This is a genomic window from Microbacterium sp. Be9 (genome assembly GCF_011754135.1).
Taxonomy (GTDB): Bacteria; Actinomycetota; Actinomycetes; order Actinomycetales; family Microbacteriaceae; genus Microbacterium; species Microbacterium maritypicum_A.
This window is the reverse complement of record NZ_WNWT01000008.1, coordinates 1-14,379: the sequence shown is the minus strand read 5'-3', so window position 1 is coordinate 14,379 and position 14,379 is coordinate 1. Positions and strand designations below refer to the sequence as shown.

Below are 14,379 nucleotides of genomic sequence, written 5' to 3'. Positions count from 1 at the left end.
ACACACCATTCAGCCTTGGACGCAGGGTTGTCTCCCGCGCGGCCCAGAGGAATCGTGCCAAGATTCGCGCATGGATCCTCTCTCAGGCCGGGGGTAGCACGCGGCCCGCCGGTAGTCGGTCACACCTGTGTCGGGCAGCTCGCATGCGAGAACAAAGCGAGTTTGTCGGTTTGTGGATGTGAGAGGCACCCCTTATGGATGTGACAGAGAACATCCGACCAGGTGCAAGCAGAGTGAGGCTAACGTGCCGCCCGGGCCGCGTTGACGACATCGTTCGCGTCGGAGACTTCGACGGCCAAGTGCTTCCCGATGAGCTCCAGCTCGGAGTCCTTCCAGCTGGTGCGGCCTCTCATGCGCTGTCCGAAGGTGACGACGTTCAACCCGAGCATGTCGATGAGCTCCGCCTGAGTCGTGATCTCGGGGGCGCCGTCGCCGGCGGCGATGCTCTGGCGCAGACGCTCAGCGAAGACGCTTGTATCGACGACGCCGGCCGGAATCAGGCGGGGCCGTCGCCCGCTCGTGGACGGCCCACGATTCGATCGACGAGCCATGAACTCATCGATGGCCGCGGCCGAGTACAGAGGAGAACGTCCGCTGTACCGCTCAGGGTAGGGGAACAGGTCGTTCTGCGTGCGGAGCTTGTAGACGGCGCCGACGGAGATCCCCAGTCGCGCCGCCACCTGCACGCTGTCGAGGAGGTCGGGTTCGCTCATGTTCACGAATATAACCTCCACGCGGACACGGGGCGACACGCGGCCAGGTGCAGCGGAACAGGAACTCAGTTCCGTAACCTCGTTCCCATGACCCCCACCAATGTCAACGAGATCCGCCAGGAGCTCCAGGCAGTCGCCGTGGAGCTCGCAAAGCAGAAAGAGGTGATCGATCGCCGCGATGAACTCATCGAGTTGGCCCGATCGCAGACTCCGCCGATGACCTTGCGCGAGGTCGCGCAGCTGCTCAAGATGACCGAGCGCGGCGTGACGAAAGCCCTCAGCTCCTACCGCGAACGTCACCAGTCGTTGGCCTCCTGACTCCTCGGATGCCGCACGCGCGCATGAAAAATGCTTGCAATTTTCAATATTTCTTGCCTAATATAACTTCTATGCCGGATCGAAAGGAGGCCCAGCTGTGAACGAGATCGACTATCGCCCCAAGCCGTGGACTCCGAAGGAGATCCTGACGATCTGGGTCGACCAGGCATCTGGCCGTGGTGTCACGCAGGGCGGGGCGCCTGTGCGCCCGGTCATCGGCGATCGCCGCAAGAACCCGAACCTCACCGACCTCCTCGACACCGCGGCGTCCTACGGCGCGAACCGCATCATGCTCACTGGCAAGCGCCCGGAGCCTCAGCCCGGTATCCGGCACTGGCTCTATGTGCAGACGCCGCGATGGAAGCCTGGTTCCCACTGGATCAGCGACCCGCCCACGGGCCGGTTCGAGCACGAGAGCACGGGCTTCAAGATCGAAGTCCGCACGGCCGAGGAGTGGTTCGACGACGCCCCCCTGAGCCCCGCACAGGCCCGTGAGGCATGGGACACGGTCGCCGCCATCATCCGCTCTGCAGATGAGCGTGCACGGCTCTTCAACAGCCCTGCAGCCACAGGTACGAACCTGTGGGCGCTGTCCCTGCCGAAGACCATCAACCCGGTCCCGGTCGACCCTGACATCGCGTCAGAGATCCACGCGACCAGCGGCCAGCACCACTACGACCACCTTGTCGCCGGCGCCAATTTCAGCCGCCACGAGGACTGCATCCCGCTGATCGACTCCAAGCAGCAGAAGAAGATCAACGCCTTCGCCTACGTCGACGGTCGGTTCATGTACGCCGGCGTCGGCCGCGAACTCGGCATCGGCCCAGCCCGACGTCTCAACCGCGCCGCCGCCTACGAGCTGCTCGAGCAGGATCCCTACGCTCGTGCCCGGTTCCACGTCCGCTTCACCGTCCCCGAGAACTGGAACCACGTCGGACTGCTCGCTGTGAAGCATCAGAGCGTCGCCGAGGGGTGGTACTACCCGAACCGCCCCGGCGCCACCGCCGACACCTGGGCGGATGGCTCCGAGATCCACGTCGCTCGCGCGTTCGGCTGGCAGATCGACCCCCTGGAAGCGATCGTCTTCACCAAGGCCCGCCCCCTGGACACCTTCACCGAGCGCATGACCCGCGCCCGCGCGAAGGTGGCCGAGAACCGCGAGCTGCACCCCCTCATCCGCCAGGCGGTCATGGCGGCGCTCCGCTCGATCGTGCTGCACTCGATCGGAGCGTTCGCCGCGGGGGGACGTGACGAAACCCGCGTCGCAGAGAACCTCTTCGACATCCCCGCCGAGTTCCAGAGCGCAGCCGTCCGACAGGGCAAGCTCTGGATCTTCAACGTTCCCTCCAACCCCAACTCCCGCACGTCGAGCTTCTACCACCCCGAACTCGCCGCACAGGTCTGGGGTCGCGCCCGGGCTCGAGTACTCCACGGCCCCAGCGCCCTCGGCAACGGCACCTCCGGGGCGCTCCGCCTCGACCCCTCCACTCTCATCGGCATCCAGGGTGACGCCGTCTTCACCACCGCGCTGCCCGCCTGGTCGCTCCCGGTGAACAGCGGCGGTGGCGACGACGGCAAGACCGGCCGCCTCCGCCTGCAGGGCTATGCCCGCGGCACCTTCCAGACTCCCGAAACCCTCAAGCAGCGCGCCGCACTCAAGACCCGCGCCGAACGCGCCGGGCTCTCCGAGGCGCTCGCCGACGGCGAGGTGGCGTGATGGCTGACGAGAAGCGCAGCGCACAAGACCTGGTGCGCATCCTCCGCGGCCGCGGCATCACGATGACCGAGCTGGCGGGGGAGCTTCACCGCTCGCCCCGAATGGTGCGCAAGATCCTCAACGGCGAAACCTCCGGCGCCCTGTACCGCGAGACGCTCGAGGAGATCGCCAACACCGGCCGCGCCACCAAGGTGCCGCCGCGTCGACGCCAGAAAGACGGCACGCTGATGCGGATCCGCGGCAAGGCAGCGGACGGCGAACAGACGATGGTCACCCCGGAAGACCCGGGCGGGAAGTACACCACGGAACGCCAGGGAGGCCGGGCACAGATCTCCACCGCCTTCATGTCCGAGGGCGGCAGAATCATCGAAGCTCGCATCCCGAAGGGGAAGACGGCGAAGGGCCGAACGGTCGCGAACGAGCAGCTGGTGCAGCTGGTCCGCAACGCCGCGAAGGGCCAGGCCGGGAACAAGCAGAAGCAGATCACCGCCCGCGTGACCTTCGCCAACGGTCGACGCATGGAAGTGAACACCTACAACGCCTCCACGATGCTCAAGCGCATCAAGGAAGACGGCGGCGACACCCTCGGCTGGCTCGCACGAGAAGCCGGCAACCGCTACGTGAACCTCGACACCACCGACGTGCCGATCACCGGCGTCACACTCAACGTCGTCACCGTCCCGAAGACGGAGGCGTACCAGCGCGAATCCGCAGCCGGTCGCACCCGCCGCACACGAACTCTCACCGAGGCCGAGAAGCAACGCGCCAAGCAGAAGGCGCAGCTCGAAGCCTCCAAGCAGCGCCGCCGCGGCGGACGACGAGGGGCCGAATGATGACCATCGCGAAAGGAGGGGATGCACATGGCTAGCACCGGAGCTGCAGGAGCAGACAAGCCCAAGCGTCGAGCACCCCTCAAGCCCGTCCCTCGCCCCGAAGAAGTCGAGGCGGTCGAACCTATCGACGAGACGACCGAGGAAACCCCCGTCTCGCCCCGCGTCGGCAAGAAGCGCGGCCCCTACAACGTCCAGCGCATCGAGAAGAAGCCCGTGACCTACCGGCTACCCCCAGACGTCATTGAGTACATCGACCAAGCACGCGACGAAGCTGCAGCCCGCGGCGATCGCCTCACCAAAGACGAAGCAATCACCATGGCAGTGCGCGCGTTCTGGGGCGGAAAACGCCAGCGACGCCGCTGATGGGTCGCCGATCAACGCTCGAGCAAGAGCTCTACGAGCAGCTCCTCGATCAAGGGCTCGACGAGTACTCCGCAGATCTCCTCGCGCACGAGCAGGCAGCAGACCTCGAGCCCGAACAAGCCGATGAGTGAAAACCGCGCTCAGGTTCCGAAGATCTCCACCTGGACCATGCCGTTGAGCCCCGCGAAGACGTTCTGATCCACCCGGCTCGCGGCCTCGACGAGAGCGTCCAAACCAGCATCTGCGGCCGCGATCGCCAACTCGTGATCCGGCGCCACGTTCGTCGGCCTCGTGCCGACCGTGATCATGTCGCGTCCAGCGGCATCCTGCGTCACCATCGAGTGCTTCGGCGTGCCCCCGCCCACAGTCTGCGGCCGCCACTGATGGAAGTTCACCCCACGGATCTGCATCAGCCCATCCCACCGAGGATCCTTCACCAGATCATCGAGCGCAGCCACGATCTCATCTACCGGCGACGGCCCCGCAGCGCTCGCCGCCTTCTGCGCGTTCGTGATGAGCCGGGATCCGAGCGCTTCCCAGGCGTTGCGATCCTCCGAGAACGGAGGGAACGACTTCGCCTTCGAGTAGGCGTCTTCGATGATCGGTCGCGCGTCTGTATGCAGCCACAGCATCCGCAACAGGACGTTCCCCAGCCCATGAGCTGCACCCAGCGCCCAATACGTCACCATCTCCGCGTGAGCTCGAACGGCCATCACCTCCTCGGGCGGCGCCGGCACCCCAGGCTCGCGCTCCGTCGGCCACCGCCGGGCGTCCCGGCTCGCGGCGAGCGCGAGGGCGATCTGCTCGCCGGTAGCGCCCATGCGGCCCATGATCTCGGTGACACGATCGGTCGCCCAGCGGGCACCATTCCATTGGGTGCTGATCGCTGCCAGCGGTGCGTGCACGGCGGTCATCTGCACTTCTCTCGCGACGTCGGCGATGTGGATGTCGCGGGGCGTCTTGATCACCTTGGAGGGGTCGGGAGTGAGGGAGAAGATCGCCATGGCGGCGAGGGATCCCTTTTCCTGCTGCGGTTCGCTCATGTCGGCACGGTACTCCCCGGCGTGTGTCGCCGCCGTGATGGGGCGAGGGTGCGCCGATAGGGTGTGCGCATGGCTCGAAGGATCATTCACCAGCTCGTCGACGACCTCGATGGGACACAGCTCGAAGACGGTCAGGGCGAGACGGTCAGGTTCGGTCTCGATGGCAAGGCCTACGAGATCGACCTGAGTGCGGAGAACGCGGCCGCGCTGCAGGAGGCGCTTGCTCCGTTCGTCAAGGCCGGTCGTCGGCAGGGCGGATCTGAGACTCCTCGTCGACGCAGCTCGAGCAGGGATCTCGATGCGATCCGCGCCTGGGCGCGGGAGAACGGATACGAGGTCGCAGATCGCGGCCGGATCTCCGCCGACGTCGAGAAGGCGTACAACGCCCGCTAGGCCCTCCAGCGAGCCCGTGACGCTCTACCTCGCCTCCTCCGCACACAATGAGCCGTCCGGGGCGCTGATCGCGCTGTGCGCGGCGTCTGTGGCCTGTACTAGCCTGCGAGGCATGTGCGGCCGCTTCGCTCTTTCAGATTCCGTCAACGAGCAGATCACTGAGTTCGTCACGGAAACAGGCCGGCGCCCGGATGAGTGGTCGCCGGATTGGGAATCCAGCTACAACATCGCTCCCACGCAGGACATCCCGATCCTGCTCGATTCGGCGAAATCGGGAGAGCCCCGGTTCGAGCGAGCGCGGTGGTCGCTGGTGCCGTCCTGGTCGAAAGAACTCAAGGTCAAGTTCGCCACGCACAACGCGAAGGCCGAGGGCATCCTCGAGAAGAACACCTGGCGAAAGCCCGTTCAGTCCCACCGCGCGATCATCCCCGCGCACGGGTTCTTCGAATGGACGGGAGAGCGCGGATCCAAGCAGCCGTGGTTCATCCACCACCCAGAAGGACAGCTGCTCGGGTTCGCGGGCCTCTACAGCTGGTGGGTCGATCGCACCGCCGCGGAAGACGACCCCGACCGATGGAAGCTCACAGCAACGATCCTCACGTCGGATGCGGTCGAAACGCTCGAGGGGATTCACGATCGCAACCCCGTGATCCTCCCGCAACACATGTGGCTGCACTGGATGGACCCGACCATTGTGGGAACCCAGGAGCTCGTCGACGAAGCAGTCCGCGCCGGCGTCGCGGAAGCATCCAGCCTCACCTTCGACCAAGTTGCCCCCTTCAAGGTCAGCGACAACGGGCGACAACTCATCACTCCGCTGCCCGCATGACCGGCTCGGCTCCGTCGCTATGGTGAGGGCAACACACCAGTAGCGACGGAGGGGGTTCGTGATGGACATCGCGAGAAATGATGCTGGAGATCTCGTCACCATCGAGATGATCCGAGGCCAGGCATCGCCCCCAGCGTTATGGTGCCCCGGGGAGCTGCCTGGGGGCGACGAGTGCGGCGCTAAGGTCCAGATCAAGGCCCTCAACAGCAAGGTGATGGCGGCGCACTTCGCCGCTCGGCACGCGCCCGGTTGCGATAGCAGCTCTGAGCACTCCGAGGATCAGCCCGGCGACGCCGGCCACCAGGTCGACCAGGGCTTGCGGCCTGTCCGCTGGAAGATGCGACTCGGCGAATCAGGACAGTCCCAAGGCCCTGACGGGCGGCATCGTCCCGACGACAACGCGGCCGGGAACAAGACTCGTCGACGGCGAGCAAACCCCGCGAACGGGCTCGAAGACACCGCCGACGACAAATCGTTCTCCACGCTGCTGCTGAACATCATCGCGAAGAAGATCCCCGCAAGCCTCGAGCTCGTCATCGGGACGCGACCGCCGGAGCTTGCATCCTCCCTCATCGTCGAAGCAGCCAGCGCGGACAAAGCGACCTACACGGACAGATGGATCATCCTCTGGGGGCTGGTGAAAGAGGTCCGAACCAGCGGTTACGGCAGCCTGATCCTGAAACTGAAGCGCGCAGCGGACGACGTCGCGATCCTCGTCGACAAGACGAACATGAGCCGCCTCGGCATCGACGGCAGCACCAACCTCGTGGGACGCCACGCCATCGCCTTCGGCAAGTACACCGTCCCCGACAGTGACCGCCCCCACCTGCGCGTCGAAATCGACGCCCTCGCGTTCAACCCACGACTGCGGCGAGCGCGACCGACAGCACCGTAGGGCACCCTGGTCGTCTGGTGTGGGTCAGGCGGCGTCCAGGACGCCGGCGACGCCGAGGACGACGTTCGTGATGATGAGGGCGATGATGACGACGCACAGGGCCGTCATGGCCCATCCGAGCAGCCGGTAGCGGCGGCGCTGCTCTGTTGTGAGCTCGAGGGATTCACCGGTTGTAACGCGGTGGTTCACGATCTGCAGGTTGGTGCGTGACATCGCTCCGGCGAGGACCATCAGGACGACGCCGAGGCCGAGCGCGCCCGCGATGAGGTAGCTGCCTTCGATGGCTCGTCCGATCGCTGAGACGAGGAGCGTGACACCCAACGCAATGATCGTGATGAGCATGGCTATCGAGCCGCGGCGCTGCAGCGTGGCGGAGGAGGACTGCATCCAGCCGCCCAGGATCGCGCAGAACGCCGGGATCAGGGACACGATCACCGCGGCCATGAAGACGTACTGGGAGATATCAATGCTGCTCATCAGGTGTGCCTCTCGTCAGCGGCGATCGTAAAGGGAGTGGGGGACATCGCCGATATTCATTCGGGCGACGTCGACGCGGCGAGCTCGTCGACATGGTCGAGGAGCTGTTGCCAGCTGCGGATAGCGCGGATCCGCCCGGCGATGGTGATGACGGCCCACGGGGTGGGGGTGTGGAGTTCGTAGCGGCGCTGGCCGTAGACGGTCACTTCGATGCCGCGGCTGATCCAGGTTGTCGTGTGCCCAGGGGCGGTGTCGGCGATCGCCTCGAGGAGTTCGGCGATGCGCGGGTCGGCGGCGGGTGCGGTCACGCTGGTTCTTCTCGTGAGGAGTGGCTGAGGATACGGGCTTGGACGAGGGGGAGCAGTGCCGCCTTCTGCGTGGCGGTGAGACGGGTGAAGTGGGCGGCGAGGGTGTCGAGGGCCTGTTCGAAGGTATCGGGGATGCCCTGGAGTGCGTTCTGGGCGCGCTGGGCGGTGCGTGCGGCCTGCGCGTCGGCGAGGTCGTCGAGTCGCCAAGTCTCGATATCGGCGGAGTGCGGCCAGGAGCCGACCACGCGGGGCGCGTTGGGGCCGTTCATGAGGATCTTGGTGGGGTCATCGGCGGGCTGACGGATCTGGAGGATGGCGCCCACGGGGAGACCCGCCTGGTACGGCTGGAATGCACCCTTGGCGGCGCCGAGGGTGTCGCTGGCGTCGAGCTCTCGGTACCAGTAGGCGATCTTCTGTCCGGTGAGGAGTCGCCGGCCGATGTAGACGACGCGTGATGCGCTGATGCTCATGGCTGTTCCCTTCACGGGTTGGTACCCGGGAGCCTGGGGTGATCCGCCAGGCCCCCGGGGCGCTCAGGCGGAGAGAGGTTCGTTGGCCTTAGCTGCTGCGGGGCTGCCGAGCTGCTCGGCGCGCTGGGTGAGCCAGTAGGCGATGAGCGCTGGGTCGGCGGTGGCCGGGGTCCCGGGCGCCGCGATCAGAAGGTCACCTCGATCTACTGGGCCGTGAGCACCGCGTCAGTCACGGGGATCCTCGACCAGGTGCGAACCCGGATGGCCCAGATGCTCGGCGAGCTCCGTGCCGTCACCCCTGCCGGCGCAGCCCTCTCCGCGCCCGCAGACGCCAGCAGAGCGGTCAGCATCGTCATCCACGGCAAGAACAACCGCGTGAACTTCGCCCAAGCCACGGACGGCGGGGTCGCATCCACGGGCGAAGACAGCGAACCAGAGGGCCGGTTCTGGACGACAGGACGCCGCATCGGCGCAGCGGCCGTAGGCGTCGCCACGATCGCCGCCACGGTGATCGGCTGGCTGCAGCTTCAAGCGGCAGGGTAGGCCGGATCCCGTCAGGTCTCGAGGTAGACGCGATTCTCTTCGCCGGCGGTGAACCCCAGGCGCTCGTATCCGTCCCGGAGAGCGTCCGTGCGGGCTCCCGCGGCGAGCACCTGCCCGGCGGGAATGCTCGCAGTGTCCGCGCGGCCAGGAGGAAGGCTGCCGCTCCGTCGGCGGCGGTGCGCGCAGCGAGCGACTCGATAACCCAGCGGTCACCGTCGGGGGTCTCGTCGCCGATCGACGTCGTCGCAGACGAGCTCAGCAGAGCCGGCACTACCTGCAGCGCCCCACCGGCGACAACGCTCACGATGAGCGCCCAGAAGAGCACGTTGCCTACCCACATCGTGACCGTGAGCAGCTCGCCTGATCGCGTCGTGATTGCGAGTACGACGACCAGGATGAACGCCGCGCACACCACGAGGACGATGATCGTGAAAACGAGCAGCAGCGCACCCAACGCGCGGGCACGAGAGTGACGCACCGCGATGACGAGCGATCGCCGATCACGAGCCCCGTGCACACCGCCCCTGAGATGAGCGGTCGCCACGAGCACAAACGACAGCGGCACCATCGCGACCGCCGCAAGCAGCGCAGAGCTCGCACGCTCCTCGGCACCTCGTCGGTTCGGATCTCCTCGCTCACGCCCCGGAAGAAGTCCACGCTCGCACCGCCATACGCAGCAGCATGTGTCCACACCAGCCCCGGAAGATCTCGCCACCGCGCCGAGTCGACTCCCTACCCACGCGCACGTCCGATCACCACGCCAGCGTAACGATGTCCCGCTGCGCATCGAGCTGCGCTGCGGCGGCGGGATACGGTCGACGTAGATATCGACGAAGGAGTGCCATGGACCGGTTCGACATGCCCCGATTGCAGCGGATGGAACGCCCGCGGGAATCCGTGCAATTCACCGGCCCAGAGAGCCGCGACGACGTCATTCAGTTCGTGCGGAAGTATCGCCCGCAAATCAACGCCACATTCGATCCTGCGATGCAAACGCTGGAATTCGACGGCAACGAAGACGGTGACGGCGGCAGAGAGCTGAAACTGAAACTGAACGACCTGGTGGTCTACCAGCACGGCGAACTGCACGTAATGCCGCCGGGGCTGTTCCTGCCTGCAGCTGACGACACCGACGACTAGGGCGCGGTACTGCGGCGAGCGCAAGCGGGTGTCCAGATCACGCCGCTGCCGCCAGCGGGGCTGCCGCATCGATGGACGGGAGCCATTTCACCGCGATGGGGCGGTCGAGGGCTGCGTCGTCGAGATGGTCGGGGAAGATCCAGATTGTCGGCATGGCGCGGAGTCTAAGAGCGGTCGGAAGTGGTGTGTCCATGTCTACGACGCTAGGTGCGATTTGTGGGCTTAATTCTGGCCGGTGCGCCCCTACGGTGGGGAGCAGAGAGACGAGGTCGTGATGGCGGAACCGGTGGAGGTCACCGACGAGGAGGAGCTGGTTCAAGCTGCGGAGATCCGTCGACGACTTGAACAAGCGCCGATTGTCCTCGCGCGCTACGAGCGGTTGCCCGCTGTGCCTGCGCTGGGCTCTGATGTGGCGGGCGACGACATCGCGACAGCGTGGATGACCAGCAGTCATCTGGTGAACGCGACGCTGCTGATGGCGGCTGACAACATGCGAGCACTCGGGGTGCTCCTGTTCTCCAACGACCGGCTCTCGATGCCGCTCTATGCGCACTACCCGATCCTGCGATCGATCCTCGAGGCGTCGGCCCTGGTGAAATGGCTTCTCGAACCTGAGGAACGAACCGAACGCGTCACCCGGATGCTGCGCACGAGGTGGTCTGACTCCTTGCATGATCGCGACCTCAAGCGTGAGGAGGTCGCGACTGTGAAGGCGATGACCGGCTACGACGCTGAGGAGGTGTCGCGTGCGGAGGTGGCGATCGCCGGTCGGTATGCCCGTGATGTCGCCAAGATGCGGGAGATCTCCGAGGCGTTCTCGATCCCGCACGCCGTCGTGAAGAGGGGCAGGGCACCGTGGGTTCACATGGTGCGGGCGGTCTGTACCGTCGCGGAGGGGGCCGATTGGATCGCGGTGCCGGGCGAGTATGCGGCGAGCACGTGGCGAGCGCTCAGCGGCCTGTCTCACCCGTCCTACGGGGGTGTCGTGAACAGCTCGTCGATGCAGCGCATCGCTGATGGCAGCTCGGACGGCACTCTGCTGGCCCGTTTCAGCGCCGATCTCGGTGTGACACAGCGGGCGATCGAAGTCGCGTGGAACACCACGCAGGAGGCCATTGAGCTCGTCGAACAGCGATACGGCACCCGCCGGTGACTGGCGTCGATCTAGGCCGATGCTGACGCGTTGAAGAAGATCCGCGCCGTGTCGGGGGAGAGTCCCTCTTCCATGAGGATCTGCCCCGCGACGGCGCAGATGACCATCGAGATCGCGTTGAGGTGCCCTGACCAGTCGATCGGCTCGTCAGTCGTGGTGAAGACACCGAACGCGGACACGGGCGCGTAGGCGTCAGCCAGTGCTGCAGTCGCGTGTGAGAACTGCGTTGCCGTCCACCACTGGTCGTAGAAGCCGCCCGCGTCCTTGGTCTGCTTGGAGAAGTTGAGGACGGCGCGAGCTACACCGATGAGGGCTGTGTCGAGAGGGCCGAACTGCTCGAGGTCGATCTCCGGCGTGGTCTCGATGATGGTGACGGGCAGGCCCATCTCCCGGAGGTTTTTGGGGTGCTTGTTCGCGTACTGAGCTTCGGTGTCGAACTGGGCGCGAAGCCCTGCTGCCCGGTCGTCGAGGCCGAGCAGCCACATCAGGCGCAGGGAGATCTCCATCACCGTGCGGGTGTTCGGCCCGGTGGCGCTCTTGCGTCCGTCTCGCGTCAACTCTCCGACCGCGAGGATCTGGTCATGGGCGGCGAGCACCCAGCCGATGACGGTACGTCCGACGGGGGTGGTTCGGATGTCCTGGTGGTCGACGGCGAGCACCGCGCGGGCGACCGTGACGACGTACTCCGGGGAGACGGGATCGATGGAGATCTCGTCAGGCATCTTCGGCATGGATCCTGTCCTCGGTCGTGAGTGTCAGAAGAGGGAAGGCCCCCGAGCGCGTGGCATCGGGGGCCTTTCAAAATCAGGAGGGATTCGAACCCCCGACATCCGACTTAGCAAGAAGGCGCTCTATCCGCTGAGCTACTGATGGCTTGTGTGGTCTTCGGCGATGGTAGCGCGGGGGTGGGTGCTTAGGAGAAATCCGTCCGTGGTGTCAAGCGCCGTGAGCGCTCGCCGCAGAGTCGGCGGCTGCGTGTGGGCCGGGGACTGGCCCCGACCCCACACGGCTCATTCCCCGTCGAGCAGAGTCACAACGTCGCGTGCGCTGGTGATCAGAGCGGCGTTGTATTCGCGGATCAGGCGGTGGCATCCACTCGAGGCGGCAGATGTCAGGGGGCCAGGTACTGCCCCGAGACCGCGACCGAGAGCGGCGGCATGGCCAGCCGTGTTCAGGGATCCCGACCTCCACCCCGCCTCAGAAACGATCGTCACCCGGGTGAGAGCCGCCAATACCCTGTTTCGAGAAAGGAACCGCCACCGCGACGGCGCTGTGTCCAGGGGCACCTCGGAGACGACCGCGCCGCGCTCAGCGATCCGAGCGATCAGCTCCGAGTGCCCCGCCGGGTAGGGGCGTCCGACCCCACCGGCGACAACGGCGACAGTGGGGATGCCTGTGGCGAGGGCGGCGCGGTGCGCGGCCCCGTCGATCCCATAGGCCGCGCCACTGAGGATCGTGACCTGGTGCTCTGCGAGGTCGGAGACGATCTCGTTTGTAATGGCTTCGCCGTACCCTGTCGAAGCCCTGGCCCCCACCCAGCAGATCGGGCGCGGTGTGGTGAGGAGCGACGCGTTCCCACGGACGTACAGGGCGACGGGGCGCTGCATCCCGAGGTCGGACAGCGCCGGGATCGTGTCGGGATCGATGAGGGTCACGTTTGCTCGCTCGATGGACGCGAGGTTGTGGGCGATCACCGAGGAGCTGATGCGGGGAGTCCAGCGGGAGATGGACTCCTGCGCGGTGCGCTCGCCGACTCCGGCATCCTGCAGAGCGGCCTGGAGGCCGTTCCCGGTGATCGCGTCGTAGGCGGCGACCGGGCCGAGTGCGTCGATCAGCGTTCCCGCGACGCCGTCGCCCGGTTCGATGATCGTGCTGATGGCCGCTCGCGCCTGGAGGACATCTGTCTGGGGGAGTGTGTTCGTCTTCATCGGATTTCCCTTGCTCGTAGTTGTGAACCTGACATTTACAGACTACGGGGGGCCTCCGACATTGGGAGGCCCCCGTGCGGATTGCCCCTACGCCGAGCGGAGTTCCTCGCTTCGAGCGGCGAGCTTTGCCGACCATCCGCCCAACGCATGAGCTGCCGTCGGCCAGGCGTCGAAATGCTCCAGGGTCAGAGAATTCCGATGGTTCACGACGGCGGGGATCTCCAGCAGCGAGAGCTGGATGTAGCTCATGTGCACCGCGGTGAGGCTGAGATCGTCAGCCGTGACGTGCAGCTGCGTGGCGCAATCGATGCCCTGGGCTGCGAGTTCCTGCGCGACGGCGATCACCATGGCCCCGGCGCCACACGCAGGCTCATAGACGGTCAGGAAGGGCAGCGTCTGCAACTGCTCGGCGGCATCCGGAACCTGCATCGCCGCCATAAGTTGGCAGACGCTGTAGGGGGTGAAGAACTGCCCCTGGTCACGGCTCGCGATCTCCAGCTGCATGTAGACCTCGCCGAGCACGTCTCGCGGCTCCGTGGCCAATTCGATAGCCACCAACGCCAGGGCCTCAGCGAACCGCACCCACTGGGCCTCTGAGTAGCGCTCACGGGTCTGTTCGTACTGCTCCTCTCGCTCCTGGTGGCCGTGAGGATCGAAACGGTTGCGGAGTGCTGCAGCGCTCATCGAGCAGAAGTCACTGAAGACGCTGTGCATGTCCCTCTCGCCGGTGTTCGCGCGGAGCAGCTTCACGATCTCCTTCGACGACATCAGGCGCTCACCATCGCGGCGTGCGCCGCCTTCACCTCGCGCACCGACATCGCCCTGCCGGTGACGCCCATCGCATCCACGGCACAGAGCAAGTCATACGCGTCGGTCGGGCTGTCACCCCACGACGGGCCGCCGCTGACCATCCACCAGGTGTTGTGCAGGAAGAGACTCGACACATCTCGCCGACCTTCCGCCAGCGTCGTCACCGCCAGCTCGAGCAGCGCGCGCAGCGCAGGCTCAGCAGCGGTCTCCTCGGCCCCCACCTCGAGCAGGTGCTCCAGGTGCTCGAGATCCGACTCCGAGATCTCCAGCCGAGACACCCGAGCAAGCAGCACGCCCTGCTCGATCTTCACGAGCCCCCCAGGCCCGAGCTCGAGGGAGTCGCACCACGCCTTAGCAGCGGGGGTCATCCTCGGCTCTTTCGCAATCGCGATCAGCATGTCCATTCCTATGGTGTGTGTCCTTTCGTTTGTTCCTGTTGTGTGAAC

The 14,379-nt window shown here is 66.0% G+C and carries 20 protein-coding genes; 11 read left to right on the top strand and 9 right to left on the bottom strand.

What is annotated here, in order from left to right:
* Nucleotides 1-239 precede the first annotated feature (239 nt).
* Nucleotides 240-713 carry a helix-turn-helix domain-containing protein gene (locus GLO27_RS18920; protein ID WP_208323985.1) on the bottom strand — a complete coding sequence of 158 codons (474 nt, stop codon included), beginning with the start codon at nucleotides 711-713 and terminating at the stop codon, nucleotides 240-242.
* Between the two features lie 87 nt (nucleotides 714-800).
* Here GLO27_RS18920 and GLO27_RS18915 point away from each other — a divergent pair, with 87 nt between their 5' ends.
* The 5 genes from GLO27_RS18915 (at nucleotide 801) to GLO27_RS20175 (ending at nucleotide 4,075) form a co-directional block, all read left to right on the top strand.
* The gene (locus tag GLO27_RS18915) at nucleotides 801-1,031 is read left to right on the top strand and encodes a hypothetical protein (RefSeq protein ID WP_167256488.1); all 231 of its coding nucleotides are present in this window, start codon (nucleotides 801-803) and stop codon (nucleotides 1,029-1,031) included.
* Nucleotides 1,032-1,128: 97 nt separating this feature from the next.
* Nucleotides 1,129-2,748, top strand: coding sequence for a hypothetical protein (locus GLO27_RS18910; protein WP_167256486.1), 1,620 nt, complete (start codon nucleotides 1,129-1,131; stop codon nucleotides 2,746-2,748).
* Nucleotides 2,748-3,581, top strand: coding sequence for a hypothetical protein (locus GLO27_RS18905; protein WP_167256484.1), 834 nt, complete (start codon nucleotides 2,748-2,750; stop codon nucleotides 3,579-3,581). The genes GLO27_RS18910 and GLO27_RS18905 overlap by 1 nt, the downstream gene beginning before the upstream one ends.
* A gap of 27 nt (nucleotides 3,582-3,608) precedes the next feature.
* Complete coding sequence (locus GLO27_RS18900) at nucleotides 3,609-3,944, top strand: hypothetical protein (protein ID WP_167256482.1); 336 nt, start codon at nucleotides 3,609-3,611, stop codon at nucleotides 3,942-3,944.
* Nucleotides 3,944-4,075 carry a hypothetical protein gene (locus GLO27_RS20175; protein WP_279588035.1) on the top strand — a complete coding sequence of 44 codons (132 nt, stop codon included), beginning with the start codon at nucleotides 3,944-3,946 and terminating at the stop codon, nucleotides 4,073-4,075. Before GLO27_RS18900 ends, GLO27_RS20175 begins: the two co-directional genes overlap by 1 nt.
* Before the next feature lie 9 nt (nucleotides 4,076-4,084).
* Here GLO27_RS20175 and GLO27_RS18895 read toward each other — a convergent pair whose 3' ends face one another.
* The gene (locus GLO27_RS18895; protein ID WP_167256480.1) at nucleotides 4,085-4,987 is read right to left on the bottom strand and encodes a hypothetical protein; all 903 of its coding nucleotides are present in this window, start codon (nucleotides 4,985-4,987) and stop codon (nucleotides 4,085-4,087) included.
* A 69-nt stretch (nucleotides 4,988-5,056) separates the two neighbouring features.
* Here GLO27_RS18895 and GLO27_RS18890 point away from each other — a divergent pair, with 69 nt between their 5' ends.
* The 3 genes from GLO27_RS18890 to GLO27_RS18880 all read left to right on the top strand — a co-directional run bounded on the left by GLO27_RS18890 (nucleotide 5,057) and on the right by GLO27_RS18880 (nucleotide 7,104).
* A complete protein-coding gene (locus GLO27_RS18890) occupies nucleotides 5,057-5,380 on the top strand; it encodes an Lsr2 family protein (protein WP_167256478.1) in 324 nt (107 codons plus the stop codon).
* A gap of 112 nt (nucleotides 5,381-5,492) precedes the next feature.
* A complete protein-coding gene (locus GLO27_RS18885) occupies nucleotides 5,493-6,209 on the top strand; it encodes an SOS response-associated peptidase (RefSeq protein ID WP_167256476.1) in 717 nt (238 codons plus the stop codon).
* Nucleotides 6,210-6,267: 58 nt separating this feature from the next.
* Complete coding sequence (locus GLO27_RS18880; RefSeq protein WP_167256474.1) at nucleotides 6,268-7,104, top strand: hypothetical protein; 837 nt, start codon at nucleotides 6,268-6,270, stop codon at nucleotides 7,102-7,104.
* Nucleotides 7,105-7,128: 24 nt separating this feature from the next.
* On the opposite strand, the gene GLO27_RS18875 is transcribed toward GLO27_RS18880, so the two are convergent.
* Genes GLO27_RS18875 through GLO27_RS18865 form a run of 3 tightly spaced genes read right to left on the bottom strand, consistent with a single transcriptional unit; the run spans nucleotide 7,129 to nucleotide 8,359 of the window.
* On the bottom strand, nucleotides 7,129-7,581 hold the full coding sequence (locus GLO27_RS18875; protein WP_167256472.1) for a hypothetical protein: 453 nt from the start codon (nucleotides 7,579-7,581) through the stop codon (nucleotides 7,129-7,131).
* Between the two features lie 56 nt (nucleotides 7,582-7,637).
* Nucleotides 7,638-7,889, bottom strand: a complete 252-nt coding sequence (locus GLO27_RS18870) for a hypothetical protein (protein ID WP_167256469.1) — start codon at nucleotides 7,887-7,889, stop codon at nucleotides 7,638-7,640.
* The gene (locus GLO27_RS18865; RefSeq protein WP_167256467.1) at nucleotides 7,886-8,359 is read right to left on the bottom strand and encodes a hypothetical protein; all 474 of its coding nucleotides are present in this window, start codon (nucleotides 8,357-8,359) and stop codon (nucleotides 7,886-7,888) included. The genes GLO27_RS18870 and GLO27_RS18865 overlap by 4 nt, the downstream gene beginning before the upstream one ends.
* A 213-nt stretch (nucleotides 8,360-8,572) precedes the next feature.
* On the opposite strand from GLO27_RS18865, the gene GLO27_RS18860 reads away from it, so the two are divergent.
* The 3 genes from GLO27_RS18860 to GLO27_RS18850 all read left to right on the top strand — a co-directional run bounded on the left by GLO27_RS18860 (nucleotide 8,573) and on the right by GLO27_RS18850 (nucleotide 11,195).
* Nucleotides 8,573-8,902 carry a hypothetical protein gene (locus GLO27_RS18860; protein WP_167256465.1) on the top strand — a complete coding sequence of 110 codons (330 nt, stop codon included), beginning with the start codon at nucleotides 8,573-8,575 and terminating at the stop codon, nucleotides 8,900-8,902.
* Between the two features lie 843 nt (nucleotides 8,903-9,745).
* Nucleotides 9,746-10,042 carry a hypothetical protein gene (locus GLO27_RS18855; protein ID WP_167256463.1) on the top strand — a complete coding sequence of 99 codons (297 nt, stop codon included), beginning with the start codon at nucleotides 9,746-9,748 and terminating at the stop codon, nucleotides 10,040-10,042.
* Between the two features lie 274 nt (nucleotides 10,043-10,316).
* Complete coding sequence (locus GLO27_RS18850; RefSeq protein ID WP_167256461.1) at nucleotides 10,317-11,195, top strand: hypothetical protein; 879 nt, start codon at nucleotides 10,317-10,319, stop codon at nucleotides 11,193-11,195.
* 11 nt (nucleotides 11,196-11,206) lie between these two features.
* On the opposite strand, the gene GLO27_RS18845 is transcribed toward GLO27_RS18850, so the two are convergent.
* The 4 genes from GLO27_RS18845 to GLO27_RS18830 all read right to left on the bottom strand — a co-directional run.
* Nucleotides 11,207-11,926, bottom strand: coding sequence for a hypothetical protein (locus GLO27_RS18845; protein ID WP_167256459.1), 720 nt, complete (start codon nucleotides 11,924-11,926; stop codon nucleotides 11,207-11,209).
* Nucleotides 11,927-12,205: 279 nt separating this feature from the next.
* Complete coding sequence (gene dprA / locus GLO27_RS18840) at nucleotides 12,206-13,123, bottom strand: DNA-processing protein DprA (RefSeq protein WP_167256457.1); 918 nt, start codon at nucleotides 13,121-13,123, stop codon at nucleotides 12,206-12,208.
* Nucleotides 13,124-13,210: 87 nt separating this feature from the next.
* Nucleotides 13,211-13,891, bottom strand: coding sequence for an N-6 DNA methylase (locus GLO27_RS18835; RefSeq protein WP_167256455.1), 681 nt, complete (start codon nucleotides 13,889-13,891; stop codon nucleotides 13,211-13,213).
* Nucleotides 13,891-14,379: hypothetical protein (locus GLO27_RS18830; RefSeq protein WP_208323984.1), on the bottom strand; the 489-nt coding region annotated here is incomplete at its 5' end. The genes GLO27_RS18835 and GLO27_RS18830, both read right to left, overlap by 1 nt.